The organism is Streptomyces sp. NPDC005195 (genome assembly GCF_040608315.1).
Taxonomy (GTDB): Bacteria; Actinomycetota; Actinomycetes; order Streptomycetales; family Streptomycetaceae; genus Streptomyces; species Streptomyces kaempferi.
The window spans coordinates 107,293-132,508 of the sequence record NZ_JBEXHZ010000009.1; the positions used below are offsets into that span (position 1 = coordinate 107,293).

Annotated in this window: 24 protein-coding genes and 1 riboswitch; of the genes, 18 read left to right on the forward strand and 6 right to left on the reverse strand. The window is 71.2% G+C overall.

All coding sequences use genetic code 11. The features are described from left to right. Positions 1–155: 155 nt before the first annotated feature. Complete coding sequence (locus ABZV34_RS13215; protein WP_356274451.1) at positions 156–353, reverse strand: antitoxin; 198 nt, start codon at positions 351–353, stop codon at positions 156–158. Positions 354–543: 190 nt separating this feature from the next. Here ABZV34_RS13215 and ABZV34_RS13220 point away from each other — a divergent pair, with 190 nt between their 5' ends. Further along, the gene (locus ABZV34_RS13220; RefSeq protein WP_356274454.1) at positions 544–702 is read left to right on the forward strand and encodes a hypothetical protein; all 159 of its coding nucleotides are present in this window, start codon (positions 544–546) and stop codon (positions 700–702) included. Between the two features lie 7 nt (positions 703–709). Beyond that, positions 710–1,492: an HNH endonuclease family protein gene (locus tag ABZV34_RS13225; protein WP_356274715.1), complete on the forward strand. Its 783-nt coding sequence runs from the start codon at positions 710–712 to the stop codon at positions 1,490–1,492. A 164-nt stretch (positions 1,493–1,656) separates the two neighbouring features. On the opposite strand, the gene ABZV34_RS13230 is transcribed toward ABZV34_RS13225, so the two are convergent. Then, on the reverse strand, positions 1,657–2,622 hold the full coding sequence (locus tag ABZV34_RS13230) for a zinc-binding alcohol dehydrogenase family protein (RefSeq protein ID WP_356274456.1): 966 nt from the start codon (positions 2,620–2,622) through the stop codon (positions 1,657–1,659). A gap of 146 nt (positions 2,623–2,768) precedes the next feature. Between ABZV34_RS13230 and ABZV34_RS13235 the strand changes: the two genes are divergently transcribed. After that, positions 2,769–3,257, forward strand: a complete 489-nt coding sequence (locus tag ABZV34_RS13235) for a MarR family transcriptional regulator (RefSeq protein ID WP_356274459.1) — start codon at positions 2,769–2,771, stop codon at positions 3,255–3,257. A gap of 312 nt (positions 3,258–3,569) precedes the next feature. Here the strand turns inward: ABZV34_RS13235 and ABZV34_RS13240 are convergent, their stop codons facing one another. Then, positions 3,570–4,013, reverse strand: a complete 444-nt coding sequence (locus ABZV34_RS13240) for a hypothetical protein (protein WP_356274462.1) — start codon at positions 4,011–4,013, stop codon at positions 3,570–3,572. Positions 4,014–4,359: 346 nt separating this feature from the next. On the opposite strand from ABZV34_RS13240, the gene ABZV34_RS13245 reads away from it, so the two are divergent. Both ABZV34_RS13245 and ABZV34_RS13250 read left to right on the forward strand, forming a co-directional pair. Then, a complete protein-coding gene (locus ABZV34_RS13245; protein ID WP_356274465.1) occupies positions 4,360–5,313 on the forward strand; it encodes a hypothetical protein in 954 nt (317 codons plus the stop codon). 4 nt (positions 5,314–5,317) lie between these two features. Then, positions 5,318–7,021 (forward strand): insulinase family protein, encoded by a 1,704-nt coding sequence (locus ABZV34_RS13250; protein ID WP_356274468.1) that lies wholly within the window; start codon positions 5,318–5,320, stop codon positions 7,019–7,021. 73 nt (positions 7,022–7,094) lie between these two features. Here the strand turns inward: ABZV34_RS13250 and ABZV34_RS13255 are convergent, their stop codons facing one another. Both ABZV34_RS13255 and ABZV34_RS13260 read right to left on the reverse strand, forming a co-directional pair. Beyond that, positions 7,095–7,526 (reverse strand): hypothetical protein, encoded by a 432-nt coding sequence (locus tag ABZV34_RS13255; protein ID WP_356274718.1) that lies wholly within the window; start codon positions 7,524–7,526, stop codon positions 7,095–7,097. Between the two features lie 89 nt (positions 7,527–7,615). Next, positions 7,616–8,347, reverse strand: a complete 732-nt coding sequence (locus ABZV34_RS13260; RefSeq protein ID WP_356274471.1) for a hypothetical protein — start codon at positions 8,345–8,347, stop codon at positions 7,616–7,618. 405 nt (positions 8,348–8,752) lie between these two features. Between ABZV34_RS13260 and ABZV34_RS13265 the strand changes: the two genes are divergently transcribed. The 4 genes from ABZV34_RS13265 (at position 8,753) to ABZV34_RS13280 (ending at position 12,548) form a co-directional block, all read left to right on the forward strand. After that, positions 8,753–9,580: a glycoside hydrolase domain-containing protein gene (locus ABZV34_RS13265; RefSeq protein WP_356274474.1), complete on the forward strand. Its 828-nt coding sequence runs from the start codon at positions 8,753–8,755 to the stop codon at positions 9,578–9,580. A 165-nt stretch (positions 9,581–9,745) separates the two neighbouring features. After that, on the forward strand, positions 9,746–10,423 hold the full coding sequence (locus ABZV34_RS13270; protein ID WP_356274476.1) for a hypothetical protein: 678 nt from the start codon (positions 9,746–9,748) through the stop codon (positions 10,421–10,423). A 168-nt stretch (positions 10,424–10,591) separates the two neighbouring features. After that, positions 10,592–11,251 (forward strand): SurA N-terminal domain-containing protein, encoded by a 660-nt coding sequence (locus ABZV34_RS13275; protein ID WP_356274478.1) that lies wholly within the window; start codon positions 10,592–10,594, stop codon positions 11,249–11,251. Positions 11,252–11,528: 277 nt separating this feature from the next. Continuing rightward, complete coding sequence (locus ABZV34_RS13280) at positions 11,529–12,548, forward strand: nucleoside triphosphate pyrophosphohydrolase (protein ID WP_356274481.1); 1,020 nt, start codon at positions 11,529–11,531, stop codon at positions 12,546–12,548. A 26-nt stretch (positions 12,549–12,574) separates the two neighbouring features. On the opposite strand, the gene ABZV34_RS13285 is transcribed toward ABZV34_RS13280, so the two are convergent. Next, complete coding sequence (locus ABZV34_RS13285) at positions 12,575–13,786, reverse strand: globin domain-containing protein (RefSeq protein ID WP_356274484.1); 1,212 nt, start codon at positions 13,784–13,786, stop codon at positions 12,575–12,577. A 156-nt stretch (positions 13,787–13,942) separates the two neighbouring features. Between ABZV34_RS13285 and ABZV34_RS13290 the strand changes: the two genes are divergently transcribed. The 9 genes from ABZV34_RS13290 to ABZV34_RS13330 all read left to right on the forward strand — a co-directional run bounded on the left by ABZV34_RS13290 (position 13,943) and on the right by ABZV34_RS13330 (position 25,190). Beyond that, a complete protein-coding gene (locus ABZV34_RS13290) occupies positions 13,943–15,217 on the forward strand; it encodes a cytochrome P450 (protein WP_356274487.1) in 1,275 nt (424 codons plus the stop codon). A gap of 226 nt (positions 15,218–15,443) precedes the next feature. Then, positions 15,444–16,433: a transglycosylase family protein gene (locus tag ABZV34_RS13295; RefSeq protein WP_356274490.1), complete on the forward strand. Its 990-nt coding sequence runs from the start codon at positions 15,444–15,446 to the stop codon at positions 16,431–16,433. Positions 16,434–16,616: 183 nt separating this feature from the next. Further along, a riboswitch (cyclic di-AMP (ydaO/yuaA leader) is annotated at positions 16,617–16,780 on the forward strand. A gap of 4 nt (positions 16,781–16,784) precedes the next feature. Beyond that, a complete protein-coding gene (locus tag ABZV34_RS13300; RefSeq protein WP_356274492.1) occupies positions 16,785–17,474 on the forward strand; it encodes a transglycosylase family protein in 690 nt (229 codons plus the stop codon). Positions 17,475–17,771: 297 nt separating this feature from the next. Continuing rightward, on the forward strand, positions 17,772–19,058 hold the full coding sequence (gene eno / locus ABZV34_RS13305; RefSeq protein ID WP_356274495.1) for a phosphopyruvate hydratase: 1,287 nt from the start codon (positions 17,772–17,774) through the stop codon (positions 19,056–19,058). A gap of 100 nt (positions 19,059–19,158) precedes the next feature. Next, positions 19,159–19,635, forward strand: coding sequence for a septum formation initiator family protein (locus tag ABZV34_RS13310; protein ID WP_356274498.1), 477 nt, complete (start codon positions 19,159–19,161; stop codon positions 19,633–19,635). A gap of 61 nt (positions 19,636–19,696) precedes the next feature. Next, positions 19,697–20,239, forward strand: a complete 543-nt coding sequence (locus ABZV34_RS13315; RefSeq protein ID WP_356274501.1) for a DUF501 domain-containing protein — start codon at positions 19,697–19,699, stop codon at positions 20,237–20,239. 246 nt (positions 20,240–20,485) lie between these two features. Next, a complete protein-coding gene (locus tag ABZV34_RS13320) occupies positions 20,486–21,427 on the forward strand; it encodes a Ppx/GppA phosphatase family protein (RefSeq protein WP_356274504.1) in 942 nt (313 codons plus the stop codon). 450 nt (positions 21,428–21,877) lie between these two features. Next, positions 21,878–23,275 (forward strand): NAD(P)/FAD-dependent oxidoreductase, encoded by a 1,398-nt coding sequence (locus tag ABZV34_RS13325; RefSeq protein WP_356274507.1) that lies wholly within the window; start codon positions 21,878–21,880, stop codon positions 23,273–23,275. A gap of 613 nt (positions 23,276–23,888) precedes the next feature. Beyond that, a complete protein-coding gene (locus ABZV34_RS13330; RefSeq protein WP_356274510.1) occupies positions 23,889–25,190 on the forward strand; it encodes a cyclopropane-fatty-acyl-phospholipid synthase family protein in 1,302 nt (433 codons plus the stop codon). Positions 25,191–25,216: the final 26 nt, after the last annotated feature.

Below are 25,216 nucleotides of genomic sequence, written 5' to 3' on the forward strand. Positions count from 1 at the left end.
GTGGCACGAGGCGTGGTGACGCGGGGCAAAGGAGAAGCCGTCCGCGGGAGTTGTCCGTCGCGGACGGCTGGGTGTCACGGTCGGGCGGTGGACGACGCGGCGCGTACGGGTGAGTCACGCTTCCGCGTGTCCGAGGGGCAACGGCCCGGCGAGGGCTACCGCTGGTCGGGCCGGTCAGGGCGGCCGGGACGGCCACCCTCCAGACCCGTCGCGCCCTCGATCCGCTGCTGGGCGTCGTCGACCTGGCCGGTGTACTTGTTGCCCGTCTTCTCGTTGACGTCCCGTTCCGCGGTGTCGGACATGTCCTTGCCCTTGGACTTCGCGTGGTCCTTGAACCTGTCGAAGATACCCATCCAGGAACTCCCTCCGGAGGTGGGTCACCTCCGACGATACGCCCGGCGTGCGCCTATTGCCCGTTGAAGGTTGGTATGACCATGGCATACCGGCCGCTACCGTGGGCACCAGGGGAGATGCGCCCGCACGGGGCGGATCCGGGGAGGCAAGGGGAGGGGCGTCGTGGTGCGTCTGAGGGGTGGAGCGGCCATGGCCGCGCTGACGGTGTTCACCGTGGGTGCCGGAACCAGAGGCTGCCAGGAGGGCATGGGTGGCGCCGCGGAACCGAAGGGGACCGCGGCCGGTGGCGCCGCGCTCGGCGCGGAGTTCTCTCGGCTCGTCCAGGGGGCGGTGCGCCATGCCTGCTGAGAGGCGCATGAGGTACAGCGGCGGAGGGCGGCGTGTCCTCCTGGCGTCCGCCGCAGTCGTGGCCGCCGGATTGGTGGTCACCGGCTGCAAGGACATCGCTCCGCCCGCGGACGCCGGCCCCTCCGGCTCCGCCGTCCCGACCGCGGGCAACAGCCGGGCCGTGAACCCGCTGGACAATCCGGACGGGACGAAGCCGGGGATGGCGGTGATCACCTCCACGGCGGACAAGGCGAAGGCGCGGTCGCTGATCGGGAAGGTGGCGACGAAGGGACGCGGACCGAAGACCGGGTACAAGAGGGACGAGTTCGGCTACGCCTGGATGGACTCGGCTCCCGGCGGCATCCCCTTCGCCCACAACGGCTGCGACTCGCGGAACGATCTCCTGAAGCGCGATGGTGAGAAGGCCCGCTTCCGGTCCGGCTCCGACTGCATCATCACGTCCATGACGCTGCACGACCCGTACACGGGGAAGACGATCGAGTGGGCCAAGTCCCGCGCCACGACGGTCCAGATCGACCACGTCATGCCGTTGTCCTACGACTGGCAGATGGGCGCCTCGCACTGGACGAAGGGCAAGCGGGAGGACATCGCCAATGACCCGCTCAACCTGATCCCGGTGGACGGACCGACCAACGGCGCGAAGAGCGACTCGGGGCCCGCGACCTGGCTGCCCCCGAACAAGCAGATCCGCTGCTCCTACGTGGTGCGCTTCGCCCAGGTGTCACTGAAGTACGACCTTCCGGTGACGGCCGCGGACAAGCGGATGATGCTGCAGCAGTGCGGCGGCTGAGCAGGACCGGTAGGGCGGACGCGGCCGTCGGCATCGGCCGCCGGCCGCGGGAGCCGTGGTGCTTGTGCGGGGCCCGCCGGACCCCGACCGGCACTGACCGAGGCCACCGGTGCCCGGCCTGCGGTGGCGGTCTGGGCGGCTCATGACACTGGGCAGGAAGCCGGTCAGTCGCCCGGGGTCAGCACGACGCGCCGGCCGGGGGCCGTCGGGGCGGTCCAGGCCCGTTCGACCTCGGAGAGCGGGAGGGGAAGAGGGGCGACGGCCAGGGTGCCGGAGGTGATCTCCCGTGCGAGGGAGGGGAGTTCGGCGAGGATTCCGGCCGTGGTGACCGAACCCTGGCCGCTGCCCATGAGGTTCAGGTTCGCGGCACGCAGCAGGGCCGACGGCAGGGTGATCTCCGCCCCGGCCACCGAGCCGATCTGGATCCAGGCCAGTGCCTTGGCGCGGTCGGGGCGGGCCAAGAGCAGTGCGGGCATGGCCTGTTCGGTGGCCGGGCCCCACAGGTAGTCGATGACGACGTCCGCGTCGCCGGCGGTCCGGCCGAGGTCGTCGGCGACCTGCTTGGGCTCACCCAGCAGGGAGACCGTCTCGTCCGCGCCCAGGCCGGGCAGCAGGGCGAGGCGTTCGGGGTCGCGGCCGGCGGCCACGACATGGGCGGCGCCGAGGTGTTTGGCGATCTGGACGGCGAGCTGTCCGGCGTTCCCGGTCGCGCCCAGGACCAGGACCCTGGCGTCGGGTTGGAGGGTGACGCGGCGGCGCAGGGCGACCCAGGAGGACATCGCGGGGTTCATCGCGGCGGCCACCGCGAGCGGATCGGTGCCGTCCGGGAGCGTGAGGGCACGGCGGCGGTCGACGACGGCGTGCTCCGCCATGGTGCCCAGGGCGGTGTCCGGGGCGACGAAGTAGAGCAGTTCGCCCTGCGGGGTGCGGCCGACTCCGTCGATGCCGGGGACGAGGGGCAGGGTGTCGGTGGAGGTGTAGTGGGTGCCGTCGGCGCCGGAGCGTACGCGGGGGTGGAGACCGGCGGCCAGGACGTCCACCAGGACCTCGTGGGCGCCTTCGGGGCGAGGGGTGTCGACGGTGTCGTAGCGCGGCGGGGTGTCGAAGGAGTGGACTACGGCGGCATGCATGGCTGGCCTCCCGGGACCGGACGAGCGCACGAGTGGTTTGTGGCACGTACTACCTGTCGACCGTGACGATAGTTTGTGGCGCGTACCGAGTCAAGGTAGTTTGGGTTACGTACCAAGCCGCATGGCGGCGAACAGAGGAAGGCGCCATGACCTCCAGTCACACCCCGGCCGTGACGGACGATCCGGCCGACGACGAACCGCAGGGCACCGTGGACGCCCTTGTCCAACTGTCGTTCCTGGTCCAGGGCGTGCTGGCGCGCATGGCGGCCGAGCACGACCTCTCCCTCATTCAGGCCCGGCTCCTGGGCATCCTGCGCGACCGCCGTCCCGGCATGCTCGAACTCGCCCGCCACCTGGGCCTGGACAAGTCCTCGATGACCGGACTGGTCACCCGCGCCGAGAAGCGCGGCCTGGTGCGGCGGGAGCCCTCGCCCCATGACGGACGGGCCGTCCTGGTCGCGCTCACCCCGCTCGGCCGGGAGCTCACCGACCGGTGCACCGCCGAGATGGACGAGCGCGTCGCCGCCCTCACCTCGGCACTGACGCCTGCCGATCACGCCCGGATCCGCGCCCTGAGCGCGAAGGTCCTGCGTGCCGCTCGGTCCGGTGACGGGTTCGGTGACGGCGCCTTGTGAGGTGCCGGCCGAGCGGGATGCCGACCGAGCGGGGTGACGCGAGGTGTCGGCCGTGGCGGGTGGGCCGGGTTGGGCGCAGGGCGGCTGTCGGACCGCCGAGTTGGCGGGGCCGGCCGTGGGCGTGGGCTGTTCCCCGCGTGTCGTTACGCGGAAGCGTGGGGTGGATATCCGTTCGGCGGCGGTCCGTTCGGCAGGGGTGGGAAACCGCTTCGGTGTGAGTCGGGGCCGCCCATGGGAGACGGGGGCAGGGGAAAGGCGGCCGTCGCGTGATCGGTTCGACGGCCGCCCCTCGCCGGAACGGGAGCCCGGGTGTCAGCGCGTGACGGGGAGAAGTGACACGAACTGATGGCCGTCCGCGCGATGCTGGACGGGGAAGGTCACCTTGAGGGACTGTTCCTGTTCCGCTACGGACAGTTGGGTTATCAGGGTGAGGCCGAGGAGGCCCTTCTTCGTCGCGCCGACGGAGACATAGGGGCGGGGCAGGTTCATCAGGAGTTTGCCGGGCTTCCCGCCGTTGTTCCCGTCGAAGAACAGCAGGCGCTGATCGGTCAGGGCGAGGTACAGCGGGCGCGGTCTGACCGTGGCCGTCACCGTTCCGGCGGTGAGTACGCCGACCACCGCCGCGGTCAGGACCTGCTTGCGCACGGACACCGTGCCGACCGCCGCCAGCGTGGCGAGTTCGAGCTGTTCCCCCTGGAGCAGCAAGGGGCCGGTGGCCTCCAGCAGTTGGCGTCGACGGCGTGCGTTGAGAGACACGGGGGCTCCTTGGTATTCGGGGAGAATGGGAAAGGAAAAGGCCGCGCAAAGGGAGCGCAAGGGCAGAGCAAAAGAACGCACGGCGATGCCGACGGGCGAGTGAGCGAGTGCGTGGGGGCGCGCTGTCGAACGGGGATGCATTCGAGCGCGGCACGGCAGATTTGCCAGGCGGAGTATATAGCCGCCCGGGGAACGTGTGTAGCCCTCAGGTACCCCGGGGGCCGGTGAGGCAAGGGCAGTTACGCCTCTCGAACCCATTCCTGTCGAAGTCCCGTGCACACCGCGGAATTACCGCACCGGGTATCCTCTTGTCCCGTTGTCACAGGGCTCGCTTAAGATCCGCGCCATGTCACCCGAAGCACCACCCCTCCCACCTCCCGATTTCGAGCTCGCCTCGGCCTTTCCCGAGGCCGGCTGGCTGCGGCAGGCCGTCGCCGCGCGGGACTGGGCCGGGATCAGGCAGTACGCGGACGGGCTCCCGCAGGACGTCAACCGGTCGTTCCTCGTCGGCGTGATCGCCGACATCCCCGGGGTGGAACACCCGCTGCGCGAGATGGTCGCCGCCGCGCCCCACGACGTACTGGCCCTGACACTGCTCGGGACACGCGAAGTGATGCTGGGCTGGGAGATCCGGAGCAGCGCGCGTGCCAAGGACGTCAGCCGGGAGCAGTTCGCGGGGCTGCGCGCGCACCTGCGGCAGGCCGAGCAGCTGCTCATCCGGGCCACCGCCCTGGATCCGGCGCACGACGCGGCCTGGGCCTCGCGACTGACGACGGCCAGGGGGTTGCAGCTCGGGCAGAACGAGGCACGGCGGCGCTACGACCGGCTGGCCGCCCACCATCCGCACCACTACAGCGGACAGAGCGGGCTGCTCCAGCAGTTGTGCCCCAAGTGGAGCGGAAGCTGGGAGGCGGCGCACGGGTTCGCCCGTGAGTGCCTGCTGAACGCGCCCGAGGGGACGCTCAGCGGCGGCCTGGTGGCGGAGGTGCACCTGGAACGCTGGCTCGATCTGTCCGCCGGGCAGGAGCGGACGGCGTATCTGCGCCAGGCCCACGTCCACTCCGAACTCGTCGAGGCCGCCGAACGGTCCGTGCTGCACCCGCACTACCGGCCGGTGTACGGCTGGGTCACCGTGCAGGGCCACTTCGCGGCGCTCTTCTCGCTGATCGGCGACACCGCCCGCGCTGCCGCGCACTTCCGCGCGCTGGGCAACCTCGCCTCCGAGTACCCCTGGACCTATTTCGGGGAGCCCGCGGAAGCGTACGTCCGCCACCGTTCCGCCGCGCTCGCGAAAGGCTGAGCAGATGAGTCAGGCCATCCACCCCACCGAGGTCGACGGCATACCGACCCTCTTCGCGTACGCCACCGGGCCGATGCGTGCCGGACTGGTCTTCCGGGTCGGTGTCGCCGACGAGACGCTCGCCCGGTCCGGGATCACGCATCTCGTCGAGCACCTGGCCCTGCACCGCCAGGGCTTGGCCGACTACCACTTCAACGGCGCGACCAAGGGCGCGTTCACCCACTTCCACGCGGAGGGCGCCGAGCACGAGATCGTCGCCCACCTGGAGGGGGTGTGCGCCTCCCTGACCGACCTGCCCATGGAGCGGCTGGAGACCGAGAAGGAGATCCTGCGCACCGAGGAGGCGCGCCGGGAGCCCGGTCAACTGCCGCTGTGGCGCTACGGAGCGCAGGGGTACGGGCTGGTCAGCTACCCGGAGTGGGGCGTACGGGATCTGCGGCCGGAAGACCTGCGGCACTGGGCGCAGACCTGGTTCACCCGGGACAACGCCGTACTGTGGATCGCGGGGGAACGCCTGCCGGCCGGGCTCTCGCTCAAGCTGCCCGCGGGTCACCGCCGTCCGATGCCCGCCGTCACGTCGGCCCTGCCCACCGCCCCGGCCTACTTCTCCGACGGCAAGGGCGGTGTCCTGCTGGACAGCGTGGTCGGCGACAGCACCGCCGCCCGGCTGTACGCGGGCGTGCTGGAGCGGGAGTTGTCGCGGGCGCTGCGGCAGGAGGGCGGCTACTCCTACACGGCCGCCACCGACTACACGTCACGACGGGACGGCTTCGCGGTCGTCACCGCCTTCGCGGACGCGCTGCCCGCGAAGCAGGACGCGGTGCTCGGCGGCTTCGTGGACGTCCTCGCGGGGCTCCAGGCGGGCCGGATCGCGCAGGGTGACCTGGACGCCGTACGCGCCCGCGCCGACGCGACGCTGACCGCGTCCGACGCGGCGGTACGGCGGCTGCCCGGCGCTGCGGAGGACCTCCTCGCCCACCGGGCGCCGCGCGGGTTCGACGAACTGCGCTCCGAGCTGTGGGCGATCACCCCGCAGCATCTGTACGGGGTCGCGGTGGAGGCCGCCGGGACCGCCCTGCTGCAGGCGCCCGCGGGCCACAGCGCCGACTGGGCCGGGTACGCGCAGGCGCCGACCGGCTCGTCGTACGCGGTCACGGGGACCACGTTCGCCCCTCGGCGCGGAGGCGGTCCCTCGCTGATCGTCGGGAGCGAGGGCGTCAGCGTGACGGCGGGGGACCAGACGGCCACCGTGCTCTACCGCGCGTGCGCGGCGGTACTGAACTGGCCCGACGGCGGGCGCAGACTCATCGGCCACGACGGTCTGTCCGTGGAGGTGGAGCCGGGGCTCAACGGCATCGACGCGCACACGATGGCGACCATCGACGCCGCGGTGCACCCGAGCGCGGTGGTCCGGCTGCCGCCCCGGCAGCGGCGGCCGCTACCGGAGACGGGCGGGGGCGAGGGGGCCGGTTCGCCGGCGAAGGCGGCGCCGGCACGGCGTACCGGCGGCCAGAGCGCGCTGCTCGTCATCTTCGGTGTCCTCGCGGGACTGTGGTCCCTGTTGGCGCTCGCCTACACCGTCTTCGGCTTCTCGGACCCGGAGTCCAGCATCGGTGAATGGGCGGCGCTCACCGTCTTCCTCTGGGGCGTCGGCGCACTGCTGGCCTGGCCCGCCGTACGGGTCCTGCGGCGCACCCGGCGCGGCTGATGCGACGGGCGGGGCCGGCGGCCGACCGGGCGGGCAGCGGCACTCGACCGCCGTTGCCCGTCCCGCCGCGGCACTAGCGCAGGTACGGGTTGCCCTGTACCGGGCCGCCCTGTACCGGGCCGCCCTGCCCGTGGACCTGCCCCTGCGCCGGGCCCTGTACGGGTCCTTGCATCCGGCCCGGCACCGGACCCCGGCCGACCGTGCCGTACTTCGGCTGCCGCTTGTCGAACACCGCGAACAGCAGCATGCCCACGGCCATGCCGATGCTGACCAGTGCGACCACGCCGAGGATGGGATCACCCGAGTCGCTCTGCGGGGTGGTCGCCCACGGCAGCGTCACCAGTTCGTACAGCAGGAACGCGGCGAAGGCGCCCCAGTCCGAGACCCGGCCGCGGCGGATCGCCACGTACAGGAACGGCACCCAGACCAGCAGACCCAGCGACCCCACGGCCAGCACCGACCACGCGATCCGCTGGATCCAGCCGGCCTCCAGGCGTTTGTCCATGCTCACCGTCAAGCCCCCCGAGACTCCCCGGAGCCGCCCCAAGACACTCCGGGGACACCCTCCGAGCCGTCATGTTCCCATTCTGGAGGTCATGCGCGCTGGTGTTCGGCCCGCAGAGACGTGACGATCCGCGCGGCGAGCTTCGCGGCCGTGGCCGCGCCGTTGTCGTGCCCGTCGGTGGACAGGACGCTGACGACGTCGGTTCCGGAGCGCACGGCGAGCAGAGTCGTGCCGTTCTGCCAGGCGCTGTCGGTCAGGGTGAGGGTGTACGCGGTGTCGCCCAGACCGGGGGTGGCCGCACCGGTGACCTTCACCTGGCTGTGGGTCTGCGTGTCGGTGAAGGTCGCGCAGGCGGCGGTGGTCTTCTCCAGGCCCTTCAGCACCTCGGCCGCGGTCGCGCCGCGGAAGGTGTCGATCTCCTGGGCGATGTCCTCGGACGTGGCCTTGCTGACGTAGTCGTTCTGCGCGAAGGACACCCCGGAGACGCCGGTGACGGCTATCCAGCTGGTGCCGCCGAGCAGGGAGCAGTCCGGCTTCGCCGCGGCGGACGCGGACGGCGCGGTGTACGCCGCCCCGGAGTCCCGTGCGCCGTCGGGGTCGACCGCGAAACCGGAGGCGAAGAAGGACGCGGGCGCCAGCGCCTTCTTGAGCCGGGCGCCCGTCAGCAGACCGGCGTCGGGGTCCTTGGCCGCCTTCGTCGGGGCGGAGGAGGGGTGGTCCGAGGTGCCGGAGGTTCCGGAGGAACAGGCCGCCAGGGCCAGCGGGAGCACCGCGACGGCGAGCAGCGTTCTGGCGGGACGGTACGGGAACGAGTGACGCATGGGGATCTCTGAGTCCTCTGTGAAGTGGGGCGATACAGCCGAGCGGACTGTAGGGGCGGGCAGGCCATGCACAAGTCACGCATAGGTCAGGTACAGGTCATCAACAGGTATGCGTGTGCCAAAGATCCGCGGTGGGAGGGGTGCCGGGCCGGGGGTGCCGTCGACTCGGCGCCCCTTGCTGTGACTTGAGGGAATCTTGCGGCGATCGAGATCAGGGGTTTCCCGGTTGAGGGGGTGGCGTCGGTTAAAGTGCGATCCGCCCCGCGCGCCGGGGGCCGGACACCGTTCGCCGGTGTGCCGGGGACGGGCGCCGACTCAGGGGCTCTCTTCGCTGTTCTCAACTGTCCGCAGATCGCGCGCGTTCACGCGTGGCGCGATCCGCGCGTGTCACGAATCGGGGTGGGGATGTCCAGCCATCGGATGTCCAAGAAGGGCCGTTACATCGCCTGGGCGACGGCGGGTGCAGCCGTGGTCGCGGGAGCCGGGATCGCGGCGCAGACGTCGATGGCGGCGACCACCTGGCCCGCCCAGAAGACCTTCACCGGCCGCGCGTTCGACACCTGCGCCGCGCCCTCCCTGACCGCGATGAAGGCCTGGCACACCGGCTTCTACGGCGCGGCCGCCGTGTACATCGGCGGCAAGAACCGCGGCTGCGGCCAGCCCAACCTCACCGCGTCCTGGGTGAAGTCGGTCAGCACGCTGGGCTGGAAGCTCATCCCGCTGTACGTCGGCGCGCAGCCCTCGTGCCAGACGGGCTCCAACCCGGAGAAGCTCACCTCCTCCAACGCCGCCTCGCTCGGCGCCGGCGACGGCGCGGACGCGGTGGCCAAGGCGGCCGCGCTGGGGATGAAGGCGGGCAGCCCGATCTATCTGGACATGGAGTCGTACGACATCACGAACAAGTCGTGCAACACCGCCACGCTGACGTACATACGGGCCTTCGACAAGACGCTCAACGCCAAGACGTACCGCGCGGGCTTCTACGGCTTCCGCAGCTCCAGCGCGAAGGCCGTCGCCGACGCCACCGACCGCACGAACCTGCCGGGCAACCTCTGGTACGCCCTGTGGGACAAGCAGAACACCACGACGGCCGACTGGCCGTTCGCCGCCGACCGGTGGACCAACCACAGCCGCGCCCACCAGTACATGGTCAACAGTAAGGAAACGATCGGCGGTTACACCATCACGGTGGACCGGGACGCGTGGGACGCGCCGGTGGCCATCACCGGCTGAGCTCGCCGGTTCCGCTGATCCCGGTGCCGATGGTGGCCGCCTCGGTACCCCTGCCTGGATGGTCCGGCCGCGCCGGCCGGTCCGTCCGTAGCCACGCCACGACAGGCGACGGACGGCAGCGGGCGGCCGGCGGCGGCGGGCACGACAGAGAGCACGGGACAACCAGTGGTCAAGCGGGTCAGGCAGGTACCGCCGGCGCGGCGCGCGGAGGCGGTACCCGGCGCCACACCGTGGTCATGGCTCACCAGGGCCGTCCGGTCCGCGCGGCTGTGGCTGGAGGAACTCGGCGGGCGCACCATCGCCCTGCTGGCGGGCGCCGTGGTCGTGGTGGCCGCCGTCGCCGTCACCGGGTACCTCCTCTCCCGTACCGAGACCGCGTGGCGGCTCCCCGACACCAGGGCCCGGTCCTCCAAGGACGTCGACGCCTGTCTGCTCACCGGCGAGGACGGGATCACCGCCGGGACCACGGCGGCCCAGGTCTGGGAGGGCATGAGGGACGCGTCCCTCGAAACCCACGTGCTCGTCAGCCACGTACCGGTGACCGGGGAGCAGTCCGCGGCCGACGCGCGGTCCTCCCTCAGGGGCCTGCTCCAGCGCTCCTGCGACCTGGTGCTCGCGGCCGGCGGCCCCCAGGCCGAGGCCGCCGAGCAGGCCGCACCCCTGCACCGGACGGTGGACTTCGTCCTCGTCGGCGACAGCGGGAGCGGCTCGGAGGACTCCGGGAGCGACCAGAACGCCGACAGCGGCAAGGGGTCCGGCAACATCACCTTCGCGCGCCCCGGCGACGGGCTGCGCGCCGAGGTCGCGGACGCGGTGGAGCGAGAGGTCGCCGCGCGCGGTTGACGGCGCGGCGGGGTCCTGGGCGGGTGGCACGTACCGCACGGGTGCGCGGTGGTACCCGAACTCTCCGCGAATCGTTGGTCGAATGGCTGGCCGAGAGCCGGGCCACTGCCTAACATCGATCATCGCAAGACTTTGTGCACCGTCGCACAATCTCCTCGGGAGGTTTCCTTGCACCGCCGCCGTCGCACCGCGTTCGTCCTCTCCGCAGCGATCGTCGCCGCGGCCCCGCTGCTCACCGCGTGCGGCAGCCAGGCGCATCCAGGCGCCGCGGCCGTCGTCGGCGGCCAGCGGATCACCGTCGCCCAACTGGAGGGCCGGGTGAACGAGGTGCGGTCGGCCCAGCGGGCCGTCATCAAGGACGAGACCCAGTACGCGCAGGCCATCGCCAAGAGCGGCGGCCTCACCCGCGACACCCTGCACAGCATGGTCCTCGACCACGTCCTCGACCGGGCGGCGAAGGACGCGCGCGTCAGCGTCACCCGCAGGGACGTCCAGCAGCTGCGGGCGTCCCTGGAACAGCAGGCGGGCGGCGCGCACGGACTGGAGACGGTCTGGCTGCAGCAGTACGGCGTGGCGCCCGCGCGCCTCGACGAGAACCTCCGCACCGAGATCGAGGCCCAGAAGGTCGCGGCCTCGCTCGGCGCCGACATGAACACCGCCGAAGGCAAGGCCACGTTCTGGAAGGCCATGTCCCAGGCATCCAAGGAACTGCGCATCGACCTGAACCCGCGCTACGGCGCCTGGGACGTGGAGAAGAGCGGCCGCGTCGACGCGAAGACACCGTGGCTGCGGGAGGTCACGCAGGCGGAAACCCCGCAGTCGGCGTAAGGGCGGGAACTCCAGCGGCACGGGCCGGACCCGGCAGTAAGGGCCGGACCTGGCAGTAAGGGCCCGACCCGGCGGCAGGGGTGGAAACCCGGTCGAAAGGTCGGCGCCGGGCAGTCGGGGCAGGACGGCCGGATACGGCCGTCGGCGGCACCGGGGCACGGCGCGCGAGGGGCGGGCCTGGAGTGATGCGGAGCGCGGCGAACCCGGGTGGCCACCCGGTCCCGTCGATCCTGTGGACAACTCCAGGCGTGTCGGGGGTGTGGGTTACGTTCGAGGGGTGAACGCAACCAGCTCCGACGCAACCGCCCAGGCCGGCCCCGCCGCCCCCGGCCGTATCGTCCTGCTCACCACCAGCCACCGCGTCGCGCCCGGACTGCTGTCCTGGCCCGCCTGGCAGACGCTGCGCGGCGCCGACCAGGTGCTCTGCGCGGACGGCGCGCATCCGCAGCTGCCCTATCTGCGGGAGGCCGGCATCGCCGTGGACGAGACCTCGCCGGGCGCGCAGGAGCTGGTGGACGCCTGTGCCGGCGGGCGCACGGTGGTGGTCGTGGCCACCGGCGAGGGCGAGCCGCGCCTCACCGACGGACTGGCCCGGCTGGCCGGCTCCGGCCGGGTCCACATGCCGGAGCTGGAGCTGCTCCCCGCGTCGTACGACCTGCCGGGCGCCCGTCTCCTCGACCTCGTCCAGGTCATGGACCGCATCCGCGTCGAGTGCCCCTGGTCGTCCCGCCAGACCCACGAGGGCCTCGCGAAGTACGGGATCGAGGAGGCGTACGAACTGGTCGAGGCGATCGAGGAGGGGGACCGGGACGAGCTCAGGGAGGAGCTCGGCGACGTCCTGCTCCAGGTGGTCTTCCACTCCAGGATCGCGGAGGAGGGCCGCCCGGAGGACGGGGCCGAGCCCTTCTCGATCGACGACGTGGCGGCCGGCATCGTCACCAAGCTGATCCACCGCCACCCGCACGTCTTCGGCGACGAGACGGCCACGACCCCCGAAGAGGTCAAGGAGCACTGGCTGCGCACGAAGGCCGAGGAGAAGCGCCGGACGTCCGTCACGGAGGGGATACCGCTGGGCCAGCCCGGCCTGGCACTCGCGGCCAAGCTCGCCTCACGGGCGCGCACGGCGGGACTCGAGGTCGAACTGCCGCGAGGCGAGGGCGTCGGGTACGAACTGCTGGCCGTGGCCGCGCGGGCCGAGGCCGAGGGGGTGGACCCGGAGGCGGCACTGCGCGCGGCGGCGCGGGCGTACCGGGACGCGATCCGCGCGCGGGAGGGTTCACCGGCGCTCGACGGCTGAGGCCGGGGCGCGCCCCGGCCCCGGGATCACGCCTCCGGTGCGCGGGCCGACGGGCTGTGCCAGTTCGGCCGGGGCCGGTCGAGCAGCCACTCCGCCGCGCCCAGCGGTCGGCCGCGCGCCTCCGCGGTGGGCGGCAGGAGGTCGCGGAAGAGCCGGTCGGGCGGGGTGCCGAGCGTGGGAAGGGCCTCGCCGACCTCCTCGACGAGCTGGGGCGGACCGGTCAGATAGACGTCGTGCCGGGCCCAGCCTGCCCGGTTGCCCAGCGCGGTCAGCAGCCGCTCGGTCGCCTGGGTCCTGGGACGGCCGGGCGCCGGGGTGATGAAGGTGACGCCCAGCCGGGGCAGCCGGGCCTGCAGGTGTTCCACGGCCGACCGGTCGTAGAGGTACGAGGTGTCACGGGCGACGACGAACAGCCGGGCCTCGTGCGTGGGGTCGAGCTGCTGCAGCAGTGCCTTCACCGGCGCCCACCCGGTGCCGGCCGCGATGAAGGTCAGCGGCCGTTCCACCGGAGTCCGCAGGATCAGCCCGCCGCCGGGCGAGCCGAGCCGCAGGACGTCGCCCTCCCGGGTCTGCCGCACGAGGGCGGTGGAGAGCACCCCGTTCTCCACCCGGCTGACGTGCAGATCGAGGGTGAGGTCGGCCCGGGGCGCGTTGCCGATGGAGTACGGCCGCCAGATGCCCGGCAGATGAGGGACGTTGACGCTGACGTACTGGCCGGGAAAGTAGCGGAGCCGCCGGTGCGGCCGCAGGGTCAGGACGACGAGGTCGTCGCCGTGCCGCGCCCGGGACACGACCTCGGCGTCCCACCAGGACGGTTCACCCGCGTGCTGTGCCTCCCAGGCGCCCTGCAGCATGACGTTCGTGATCGCCCCGTAGGCCTCGCCCCAGGCCTTCTCCGCCTCCGCGTTCCACGCCGACCCCGCGACGACGGCGAACGCCGCGACGAGACTCGCCCCCACGGCCGCGTAGTGCTCCGGCTCGGCCAGGTACTTCCGGTGATCGCGCCCCAGTTCCCGTAAGTACCCGGGCAGCGCCGGGTCCTCCAGTCGTTCCAGTACATACGTGAGCGCCGCGAACAACCGGTCCCGCTGCCGCTCCATGTCCTCCGGGTGGTCCAGCGGGAAGAGCCCGCGCAGGTCCGGGTTGTGCCGGAAGAGATGCGAGTAGAAGTACTTGACCGCGAACTCGGCCCGTCTCTCGACGACCGCGAAGCTGGATCTGAGTATTTCGGGGTCCACGGCGCGAATGTAGAGAGTCGTCGAGCCGCGGAGTCAAACGGCAGGTGATTTACGGACAGTCCGGGGTGAAGTCCGCGCGGTGGCCGCGCGGAGACCGTGTCCGGGCCCGCGCGCCCTGCGGACACCGTTGATCCGTCCGCCGGATACCGTCGGGGAGTGACCGACCAGCCCCCGCCGCTCAGCCCCGCCCCCGAACTCTTCACCTGGGAGTTCGCCACCGATCCCTACCCGGCGTACGCCTGGCTGCGGGAGCACGCGCCCGTGCACCGGACGCGACTGCCCAGCGGGGTGGAGGCCTGGCTGGTCACCCGGTACGCGGACGCGAAGCGGGCGCTCGCGGACGGGCGGCTCAGCAAGAACCCGGCCCACCACGACGAACCCGCGCACGCGAAGGGCAGGACGGGCATCCCGGGTGAGCGCAAGGCCGAGCTGATGACCCATCTGCTCAACATCGACCCGCCGGACCACACCCGGCTGCGGCGGCTCGTCAGCAAGGCGTTCACCCCGCGGCGGGTCGCCGAGTTCGCGCCGCGTGTGCAGGAACTCACCGACCACCTCATCGACCAGTTCCAGGAGAGGGGCTCCGCCGACCTGATCCACGAGTTCGCGTTCCCGCTCCCCATCTACGCCATCTGCGACCTGCTGGGCGTGCCCCGCGAGGACCAGGACGACTTCCGGGACTGGGCGGGGATGATGATCCGGCACGGCGGCGGGCCGAGGGGCGGGGTCGGGCGGTCCGTCAAGAAGATGCGCGGCTATCTGGGCGAGCTCATCCACAAGAAGCGTGAGGCCCTTCCCGATGTGGCCGCGCCCGGCGAGGACCTCATCTCGGGTCTCATCCGCGCCTCCGACCACGGCGAGCACCTCACCGAGAACGAGGCCGCCGCCATGGCCTTCATCCTGCTCTTCGCCGGGTTCGAGACGACGGTGAACCTGATCGGCAACGGCATGTACGCGCTCCTCACCCACCCCGGGCAGCGGGAGCGGCTGCAGACCTCCCTCGCCGCCGGGGAGAGGGCCCTGCTGGAGACGGGCGTCGAGGAACTCCTGCGCTACGACGGCCCGGTGGAACTGGCCACGTGGCGGTTCGCGACCGAGGCGGTCCGCATCGGCGGACAGGACATCGCGGCCGGCGACCCCGTGCTCGTCGTCCTCGCGGCTGCGGACCGTGACCCCGCCCGGTTCGAACAGCCCGACACGCTCGATCTCTCCCGCCGTGACAACCAGCACCTCGGCTACGGCCACGGCATCCACTACTGCCTCGGCGCGCCACTCGCCCGGCTGGAGGGACAGACCGCGCTGGCCACCCTCCTCACCCGGCTGCCGGACCTCCAACTAGCGGGCGATTCGGCTGATTTGCGATGGCGCGGCGGACTCATTATGCGCGGATTGCGCACGCTTCCGGTGGAGTTCACCCCCGGGCGGCAGTGATGGGGCAGTCGTACGGTGCCGGAGAGGCGGCCGTCGCGGTGCGCCGGAGTGGTGGCCGCGAAGTATGAACGTCCGGCCGCGAAAAAGTGATGGTCCCTCAACTCTGTGATCTTCACGTGATCTGCGCTGTATCTACTTGTGACAAGTGATCGAGTGAGGCTACGTTCACCCATCAACGCGGCTCATCAGCCGCGTAGTCACCTGCTGTCACGTGAAAGGCTCTCGCATGCTCTCCGGGAACGGCCGCCATCGTCGCCCCCGTCAGGCTCCGGCCCTCATCGTCGCGGCAGGAGTGACCGGATCGGCGATCGCCATCCCGCTGCTCGGTGCCGCGAGCGCGAGCGCGGCCGACGGCACCACATGGGACCGGGTCGCCGAGTGCGAGAGCGGCGGTCAGTGGAGCGCCGACGACGGCAACGGGCACTACGGCGGCCTGCGGTTGACCCAGGAGAACTGGCAGAGATACGACGGCCGCATGTACGCGCCGAGCGCCGACGAGGCCAGCCGGTCGCAGCAGATAGCCATCGCCAAGAAGGTCCTGGCCGACCAGGGTCTCGCCGCCTGGCCGACCTGCGGCCCGCTCTCCGGGCTCAGCGAGCACTCGGGCGAGGTCTCGGTCGACACGGGCGTGGCCGGCGACTCGTCCAGTTCATCTGGTTCATCCGATTCATCCACTTCGTCCGGCTCCCTGTCGGACTCGCTGGGGATCGGCTTCTCGCCGTCCGGCTCGTCCTCGTCCGATTCGTCCTCGGACGGGATCGAGAGCAGGACGAAGTCGGACACCTCCTCGGACGGGGACTCCGTCAGCGACCCGGAGGCGGACAGCGAGGGCGCACGGACGGCGAAGGGTGGCGAATCGGGCAACTCGGGCCAGGACGGCGACGCTTCGGCGGCGTCCGAGGGCGCGGCCACCGGCGCCGGGCGCCACCGTGGTGGCAGTGCCGCCGAGAACTCCACCGACGACGCGGTGGACGGCCGCGGCGACGACTCCTCCGGCCGGCACACCTCGCGCGACTCCGGCACCTCCCGCGCCGTCGTCGACGGCTCGTACGTCGTCCGCACCGGAGACAGCCTCTCGGCGATCGCCGACGCCCTTGACCTCGACGGCGGATGGGCCGGGCTCTACGCCGGGAATGAGAAGACGGTCGGTGTCGACCCGGACCTCATCCTCCCCGGTCAGAGCCTTGCAGTTGATGCCGAATCGGGCGAAAAGTAGCGGGAGTTCACGTCATGGTTCGCTGTGTAATGTCCGGTTTGGAGCAAGTGAGAGATGGATCTCAAAGGCCCTGATCGTCTTTGAAATTCGGTCGATCGACTGCTTACGGTCATCACCGCTCGCCACAGCGGGCCCCGACGGTCGCAACGCCGAATCCTGCCAGCGGCCGTACGGGAACAGTCGACGCGTCAAGCGCCGTAGGCAGGAGCGGGGGACCCAAGGTAAGCGCCGTGCCCGGTAGTTGACCGGGAGCGGCTTGGGGTGAAGACGTGCGCCGACGGCGCACGGCCGGGCACTCACCCGCCCGAACCCGACAGCTCACCTCGCAGGCGTCGGTGAGGGGATCACTCGATGCTGTTTTCCAGCAAGGGCAAGCACCGCCGTCCGTCCAAGGCCACTCGTGTGGCCACGCTCGCCGGTGTCACCGGCGTCGCCATCGCCGCTCCGCTGATGGCGGCCGGCAGCGCCTCCGCCGCCACCGCCTCCGAATGGGACTCCGTCGCCCAGTGCGAGTCCGGCGGCAACTGGTCGATCAACACCGGCAACGGCTACTACGGCGGCCTGCAGTTCTCGGCCTCCACGTGGGCCGCGTACGGCGGCACCGCCTACGCCTCCACCGCCGACAAGGCCTCCAAGTCGCAGCAGATCGCCATCGGCGAGAAGGTCCTCGCCGCGCAGGGCAAGGGTGCCTGGCCGACCTGCGGCACGGGCCTGTCCGGCGCCGCCTACACCGGTGGTACGGCCACCCCCGCGAAGCCGTCCACCTCCAGCGGCGCGCAGAGCACCGCCACCCGTTCCACGGACACCGCCGCCTCCCGTTCGTCCGAGCGCCCCGCGGCCCGGAAGACCGTCTCCACCCCGACCGGCAAGAAGGTCAAGAAGGGCGACGGCGAGTACAAGGTCGTCAAGGGCGACAGCCTCAGCTCGATCGCCGAGAAGAAGAAGGTCAAGGGCGGCTGGCAGCACCTGTTCAAGCTGAACAAGGACATCGTCGACGACGCGGACTTCATCTACCCGGGCCAGCAGCTCCACCTCAGCTGAGACGACGGTCCTCTCGGATGACGGTCCTCTCGTAGGAAGGGTCTCCACGCGGAGACCCGAAGAGGGTCACCCCCGTCCCCACGGGCTCCCCGCTCCGGTGCGTCTTCCCCCGTACGCACCGGAGCGGGGCTTTTTGTTTCGAAGGGGAACAATATTTACCCTCAGTTCTGCTCAAGGGGTGGTCGAGCGTCCGGCCGATCGCCCCGGGCCGGTTAGGCTCATCCCGCGGAGCCGAACGCGGCACCGTGCAGTGCGGGCCCCGCGGGCCCGCGTACCCGCGTCACATCCCAGAAGGAGATGCTCGTGCCGTCCATCGACGTCGTCGTAGCCCGGGAAATCCTGGACTCCCGAGGCAACCCCACGGTCGAGGTCGAGGTCGGCCTCGACGACGGCAGCACGGGTCGTGCCGCCGTTCCGTCCGGCGCCTCCACGGGTGCCTTCGAGGCCGTCGAGCTCCGTGACGGTGACCCCAACCGTTACCACGGCAAGGGTGTCGAGAAGGCCGTCCTCGCCGTCATCGAGCAGATCGGCCCGGAGCTCGTCGGCTACGACGCCACCGAGCAGCGCCTGATCGACCAGGCCATGTTCGACCTGGACGCCACCGACAACAAGGGCTCGCTGGGCGCCAACGCCATCCTCGGCGTCTCGCTGGCCGTCGCGCACGCCGCCTCCGAGGCGTCCGACCTCCCGCTCTTCCGCTACCTGGGCGGCCCGAACGCGCACCTGCTGCCCGTTCCGATGATGAACATCCTGAACGGCGGCTCGCACGCCGACTCGAACGTGGACATCCAGGAGTTCATGATCGCCCCGATCGGCGCGGAGTCCTTCTCCGAGGCGCTGCGCTGGGGCGCCGAGGTCTACCACACCCTCAAGTCCGTCCTGAAGTCCAAGGGCCTGTCCACCGGCCTCGGCGACGAGGGCGGCTTCGCCCCGAACCTGGAGTCGAACCGCGCCGCGCTCGACCTCATCCTCGAGGCCATCAAGCAGGCCGGTTACGTCCCCGGTGAGCAGATCGCGCTCGCCCTCGACGTCGCCGCGTCCGAGTTCTACAAGGACGGCAAGTACGAGTTCGAGGGCAAGTCCCGCTCGGCCGCCGAGATGACCGAGTACTACGAGGAGCTCGTCTCCGCGTACCCGCTCATCTCCATCGAGGACCCGCTGTACGAGGACGACTGGGCCGGCTGGAAGGTCATCACCGACAAGCTGGGCGACAAGGTCCAGATCGTCGGCGACGACCTCTTCGTCACCAACCCGGAGCGCCTGGCCCGCGGCATCGAGGAGGGCTCCGCCAACGCCCTGCTCGTCAAGGTCAACCAGATCGGTTCGCTGACCGAGACCCTGGACGCCGTCGAGATGGCGCAGCGCAACGGCTTCAAGTGCATGATGTCCCACCGCTCCGGCGAGACCGAGGACGTCACCATCGCCGACCTCGCGGTCGCCGTGAACTGCGGTCAGATCAAGACCGGCGCCCCGGCCCGCTCGGACCGCGTCGCCAAGTACAACCAGCTGCTGCGCATCGAGGAGATCCTCGACGACGCCGCGGTGTACGCGGGCCGCTCGGCCTTCCCGCGCTTCAAGGGCTGACCCCGGCAGGGTTAAGGCTTAGCCAGTCGCACGTACGTCCCCGTACCCGGTCCCGTACCGTGTGCGGGGACGTCCGCACGTGTGAAGGGGAGGCGGGGACATGGCCGTGAAGGACCGGGACCGGTTCTCCACCGCGACCCGGCTGCGGCTGCTCGGCGAGCAGACGGCGGCCCGGGTCTACCGCTCCCAGACCAAGCGTCAGGCCCGGCGCTCGCGGTTGACGGGCCGGGCGGCGCTGCTGGCGCTCGTCGTCTGCTCGCTGATCGTGGCCCTCGCCTATCCCATAAGGCAGTACGTGTCCCAGCGCGCCGCGATCGCCGATCTGCAGCGGCAACAGGAGCGGGCCCGCGCCCGCGTCGAACAGCTGCGCGACCTGAAGGCGCGCTGGCAGGACGACGCGTACGCGGAGCAGCGGATCCGGGAACGGCTGCACTATGTGATGCCGGGTGAGACCGGATACGTCGTGATCGACCCGGACGCGGTGAAGCAGTCGCGGACGAACCGGGGGGCGGACGCCCGCCCCTGGTACGCCAATGTCTGGGACGGCGTCGACAAGTCCGACCGCTCCGACCGGTGAGCTGACAACCGGAGCCGGCACGGGCCGGTGAGACGACAGAGAAAGTGACTTGAGCACAGGCATGGAAACGCCCCCGCCGCCCACCCCGCGGACCGAGCCGACCGACGCGGACGTCGAGGCCTTCAAGCAGCAGCTCGGCCGCCCGCCGCGCGGGCTGCGCGCGATCGCGCACCGCTGCCCCTGCGGTGAGCCGGACGTGGTGGAGACGGCGCCCCGGCTTCCCGACGGGACGCCGTTCCCGACGACGTACTACCTGACGTGTCCGCGCGCGGCCTCCGCGATCGGCACACTGGAGGCGGACGGTGTCATGAAGGAGATGACGGAGCGTCTCGCCACCGACCCCGAGCTGGCCGCCGCGTACCGGGCCGCCCACGAGGACTACATCGCGCGCCGCGACGCCATCGAGGTGCTCGCCGGGTTCCCGAGCGCGGGGGGCATGCCGGACCGGGTGAAGTGCCTGCACGTCCTGGTGGCGCACTCCCTGGCGGCGGGCCCCGGGGTGAACCCGCTGGGGGACGAGGCGATCGCGATGCTGCCGGAGTGGTGGCGCAAGGGGCCGTGCGTGGACCTTTCCGCGGCCGAGGGAGCCTGCGCGGAAGGGTGAGGTCCGCATCGGCCGGACGGGCCGAAGGTGCGAGCCCGCACGCGAAGGCCGACGCCCAGGGTGTGCGGTTCGGCCCGTCCGGCGTCCGAGGACGAGCCCTTTGATGCGGGGGTCCAGCGGGCACAGCCCCTCGGCGGGGCTCCGGGGCGGAGCCCCGGGGACGGGCCGGGCAGGGGCGGCGGGGGCGAAACAGACGGGGACGGCGCTGCACGCCGGAATCGAAACCACCACAGGAGACCACAGCTCATGACCAGGGTCGCCGCCATCGACTGCGGTACGAACTCCATCCGTCTCCTCGTCGCCGACGCGAACCCGGCGACCGGCGAACTCGTCGACCTGGACCGCCGCATGACGATCGTCCGGCTCGGCCAGGGAGTCGACCGCACCGGCCGCCTCGCCCCCGAAGCCCTGGACCGCACCTTCGCGGCCTGCCGCGAGTACGCGGCGGTCATCAAGGAGCACGGCGCGGAGCGCCTCCGCTTCGTCGCGACCTCCGCCTCCCGCGACGCCGAGAACAGGGACGAGTTCGTCCGCGGTGTCCTCGACATCCTGGGCGTCGAGCCCGAGGTGATCACCGGCGACCAGGAGGCCGAGTTCTCCTTCACGGGAGCGACCAGGGAGCTCACGGGCCGGGACGACCTCGCCAAGCCGTACCTGGTCGTGGACATCGGCGGCGGCTCCACCGAGTTCGTCGTCGGCGACGACCACGTACGGGCCGCCCGCTCCGTGGACATCGGCTGTGTACGGATGACGGAGCGCCACCTGGTGCACGCCGGCGTGGTGAGCGACCCCCCGGAGCCCGCGGAGACCGAAGCGATCCGCGCCGACATCGAAGCCGCGCTGGACCTCGCGGCCCGGACCGTCCCGCTGGGCGAGGCCCGCACCCTGGTCGGCCTCGCCGGCTCGGTCACCACGGTCGCCTCGATCGCGCTGGACCTGGCCGAGTACGACTCGGAGGCCATCCACCACTCCCGCATCCCGCGGGAGAGGGTCCGCGAGATCACCGAGCGGCTCCTGCACTCCACCCACGCGGAGCGGGCGGCGATCCCCTCGATGCACCCGGGGCGGGTCGACGTCATCGCGGCCGGTGCCCTCGTCCTGCTCGCGATCATGGATCGGACCGGCGCGGAGGAGGTCGTCGTCAGCGAGCACGACATCCTCGACGGCATCGCGTGGTCCGTCGCCTGAGCCCTGACGGAGGGGGCCGGGGAGGGCTTGCTACCCACTGGTAGCCTCTCCTGAGCAGGTCGGGCGACGTATGAGCGCGCAAGAGGGCCATTCGGGCCCTCTCTGCGACACGCCGCCGGAAAACTTCGTGAAGTTCTTCACAAGGAATTCGGTCCCTATGCTCGATGGCTGGGCCACTCGGGTGTCATGGGGGTGCTCGCCGGTCTCGGGGTGATGCTCACCGGAGCATTCCGGGAGTGTTTCCGGGAGGTGAAGTCGAAGGGTGGTCGATGCACTCGAACGCCCGGAGTGGCAGCTCACGGGCTCTTGACAACGGTCCGGCCCGAACACCGGTTCCCTCGTGGGGACATGACCTGAGTCACGTGAGCCGCGCAGTGTAGCAGAGGGTCCACCCAAGCTTGTGAAGGGGCGCACGAGCGACCCCCCAGGGGCGGGTGGATACTCGATGGCATGAGCACCACGGAGCGTCCCAGGATCCTCGTAGTAGGCGGTGGGTACGTAGGCCTGTACGCAGCTCGGCGCATTCTCAAGAAGATGCGCTACGGAGAGGCGACCGTCACGGTCGTCGACCCCCGGTCGTACATGACCTACCAGCCCTTCCTCCCCGAAGCCGCCGCCGGCAGCATCTCGCCGCGGCATGTCGTCGTCCCACTGCGACGCGTGCTGCCCAAGGCGGAGGTTCTGACCGGTCGGGTCACCACCATCGACCAGGACCGCAAGGTAGCCACGATCGCCCCTCTCGTGGGTGAGGCGTACGAGCTGCCTTTCGACTACCTCGTCATCGCGATGGGCGCGGTCTCCCGCACCTTCCCGATTCCCGGCCTTGCCGAACAGGGCATCGGCATGAAGGGGATCGAGGAGGCCATCGGCCTGCGCAACCACGTTCTCGAGCAGTTGGACAAGGCCGACTCGACCACGGACGAGGAGGTCCGCCGCAAGGCGCTGACCTTCGTCTTCGTCGGCGGTGGCTTCGCGGGTGCGGAGACCATCGGCGAGGTCGAGGACATGGCCCGCGACGCGTCGAAGTACTACGGCAACGTGTCCCGTGAGGACATGCGCTTCGTCCTCGTCGACGCCGCGGACAAGATCCTTCCCGAGGTCGGCCCCAAGCTCGGCCAGTACGGCAAGGAGCACCTGGAGTCGCGCGGGGTCGAGATCTACCTCTCCACCTCCATGGACTCCTGCGTCGACGGTCACGTCGTGCTGAAGAACGGCCTCGAGGTCGACTCCAACACGATCGTGTGGACGGCGGGCGTCAAGCCCAACCCGGTCCTCACCCGGTTCGGTCTGCCGCTCGGCCCGCGTGGCCACGTGGACACCGGGACCACGCTGCAGGTGCAGGGCACGGACTACATCTGGGCCGCGGGCGACAACGCCCAGGTGCCGGACCTCGCCGCCCGCAAGGCCGGCGTGGAGAACGCCTGGTGCCCGCCGAACGCGCAGCACGCGCTCCGTCAGGCCAAGCTGCTCGGCGACAACGTGATCGCCGGTATGCGGGGCTTCCCGCAGAAGGACTACAGCCACTCCAACAAGGGTGCTGTCGCGGGTCTCGGCCTCCACAAGGGCGTCGCGATGATCGTCATGGGCAAGACGAAGATCAAGCTCAAGGGTCGTCTGGCGTGGTACATGCACCGTGGCTACCACGGTCTCGCCATGCCGACGTGGAACCGGAAGATCCGTGTCTTCGCGGACTGGACGCTCGCGATGTTCCTGAAGCGTGAGGTCGTCTCGCTCGGGGCCATGGAGACTCCGCGTGAGGAGTTCTACGAGGCGGCGAAGCCGGCGCCGGCCGCCGCTGCGGCGGCTCCCGCGGCCGCCAAGACCGAGGAACGGGCGAAGGCCTCCTGACCCTCCGCCGGTCACTGTTTCAGACTGTTCAGCCCGAAGGGGCCTTCCGCCATCCGTGGTGCGGGAGGCCCCTTCGGCGTGCGCCGGAGGGGCCGGGGGTTCCCGGCGGCTCCGCCCTCGGACCCTCGCTTCGGACTCAAGGGCCTTGCCCGCGAGCGCCGGACGGGCTGGTGGTGCGGGCCCGCGCTGGAGACGCGAGGCCGTGGTGTGAGGCCGGGGCGCGAGGCCGTGGTGTGAGGCCGGGGCGCGAGGCCGTGGTGTGAGGCCGGGGCGCGAGGCCGGGGCGCGAGGCCGAGGTGGAGGCCGGGCTGAAGGGCTGACGTCCGGGGTCATGCCTTTCAGCCCGTCCGGAGTTCGAGGACGGGCCCTTCGGGCGATGCGGGGGTCCAGGGGGCGGCGGCCTCTTGGCGGGGGTCTGGACGGAGCCGCAGGGCAGGGCGGGCAAGGAGGGCAGGACGGGCGGGACGGGGTCGGCGGGGTCGGCGGGGCCGGAAAGCGTGGCGGCTACAGCTATTTTGCTCAGCTGTAACGCGGAAGGGGGACTGCGCACGAGGCCGGTAGGTGTTTACGTGGTGTTGGAGCGTTCGGGAGTGTCGTCTCGGAGGTGTACGCCATGCAGGACGCCGCGCCGCGGCTGAAGAGCCTTGTCGAACAGTTGCTGGGGACCCCGTTGCCGGTGCGTATTCGCGCCTGGGACGGTTCGGAGGCGGGCCCGCCCGGCGCCCCCGCTCTCGTGGTGCGCAACCGGCGCGCCGTGCGCCGGCTGCTGTGGAAACCGGGCGAGGTGGGGCTCGCCCGCGCCTGGGTCTCCGGCGACCTCGCCGTGGAGGGCGACCTCTACACCGCTCTTGACCTGGTGTCGGGGCTGATCTGGGACCGGGGTGAGGACGCACGGAGCTTCATGGAGTCCCTGCGCGACCCCGAGTTCCGCGCCGCCGCCCGGGGACTGGTGCGGATGGCCGGGTCCCCGCTGCCGCCCGCCCCGCCCCGCGAGGAGGTGCGCGGACGCCGTCACCTGCACACCAAACGCAGCGACCGGCGCGCGATCAGCCACCACTACGACGTGGGGAACGACTTCTACGAGATCGTCCTCGGCCCCTCCATGGTCTACTCGTGCGCCTACTGGGAGGACGACGGCACCCTGGAGGGCGCGCAGCGCGACAAGCTCGAACTCATCTCGCGCAAGCTCGCCCTGAGGCCGGGTCAGCGGCTCCTCGACGTCGGCTGCGGCTGGGGCTCGATGGCCATGCACGCCGCCCGCGAGCACGGTGCGAGTGTCGTCGGGGTGACGCTCTCGCAGGAGCAGGCCGCGTACGCCCGTAAGCGGGTCGCGGACGAGGGCCTGACCGACCGGGTGGAGATCAGGGTCCAGGACTACCGGGACGTCGCCGACGGACCGTACGACGCGATCTCCTCCATCGGAATGGCCGAACATGTCGGCGCCGAGCGCTATTTGGAGTACGCGGAGGTGCTGTACAGGCTTCTCGCGCCGGGCGGGCGGCTGCTCAACCACCAGATCGGGCGTCGTCCGCAACGCGACGAATCGTCCTACTCCGTCGACGAGTTCATCGACGCGTACGTCTTCCCGGACGGCGAACTGGCCCCGGTGGGCACGACCGTGACGCAGCTGGAGCGGGCCGGTTTCGAGGTCCGTGACGTCGAGTCGATCCGCGAGCACTACGCCCTCACGCTGCGTCACTGGGTCGCCAACCTGGAGACGCAGTGGCCCCGGGCGGTGCGGCTCACCAGCCCCGGCCGGGCCCGTGTCTGGCTCCTCTACATGGCGGCCTCCGCGCTCGCCTTCGAGCGCAACCGCATCGGCGTCAACCAGGTGCTGGCGGTCAGGACACCGGAGCCCTCCGGCGCCTCCGGGCTGCCACTGCGGGCGAGAACCTGGAACCCCGTCGTCCCGTAGGCCCGGCCCAGGTTCCGTGGCCGGTC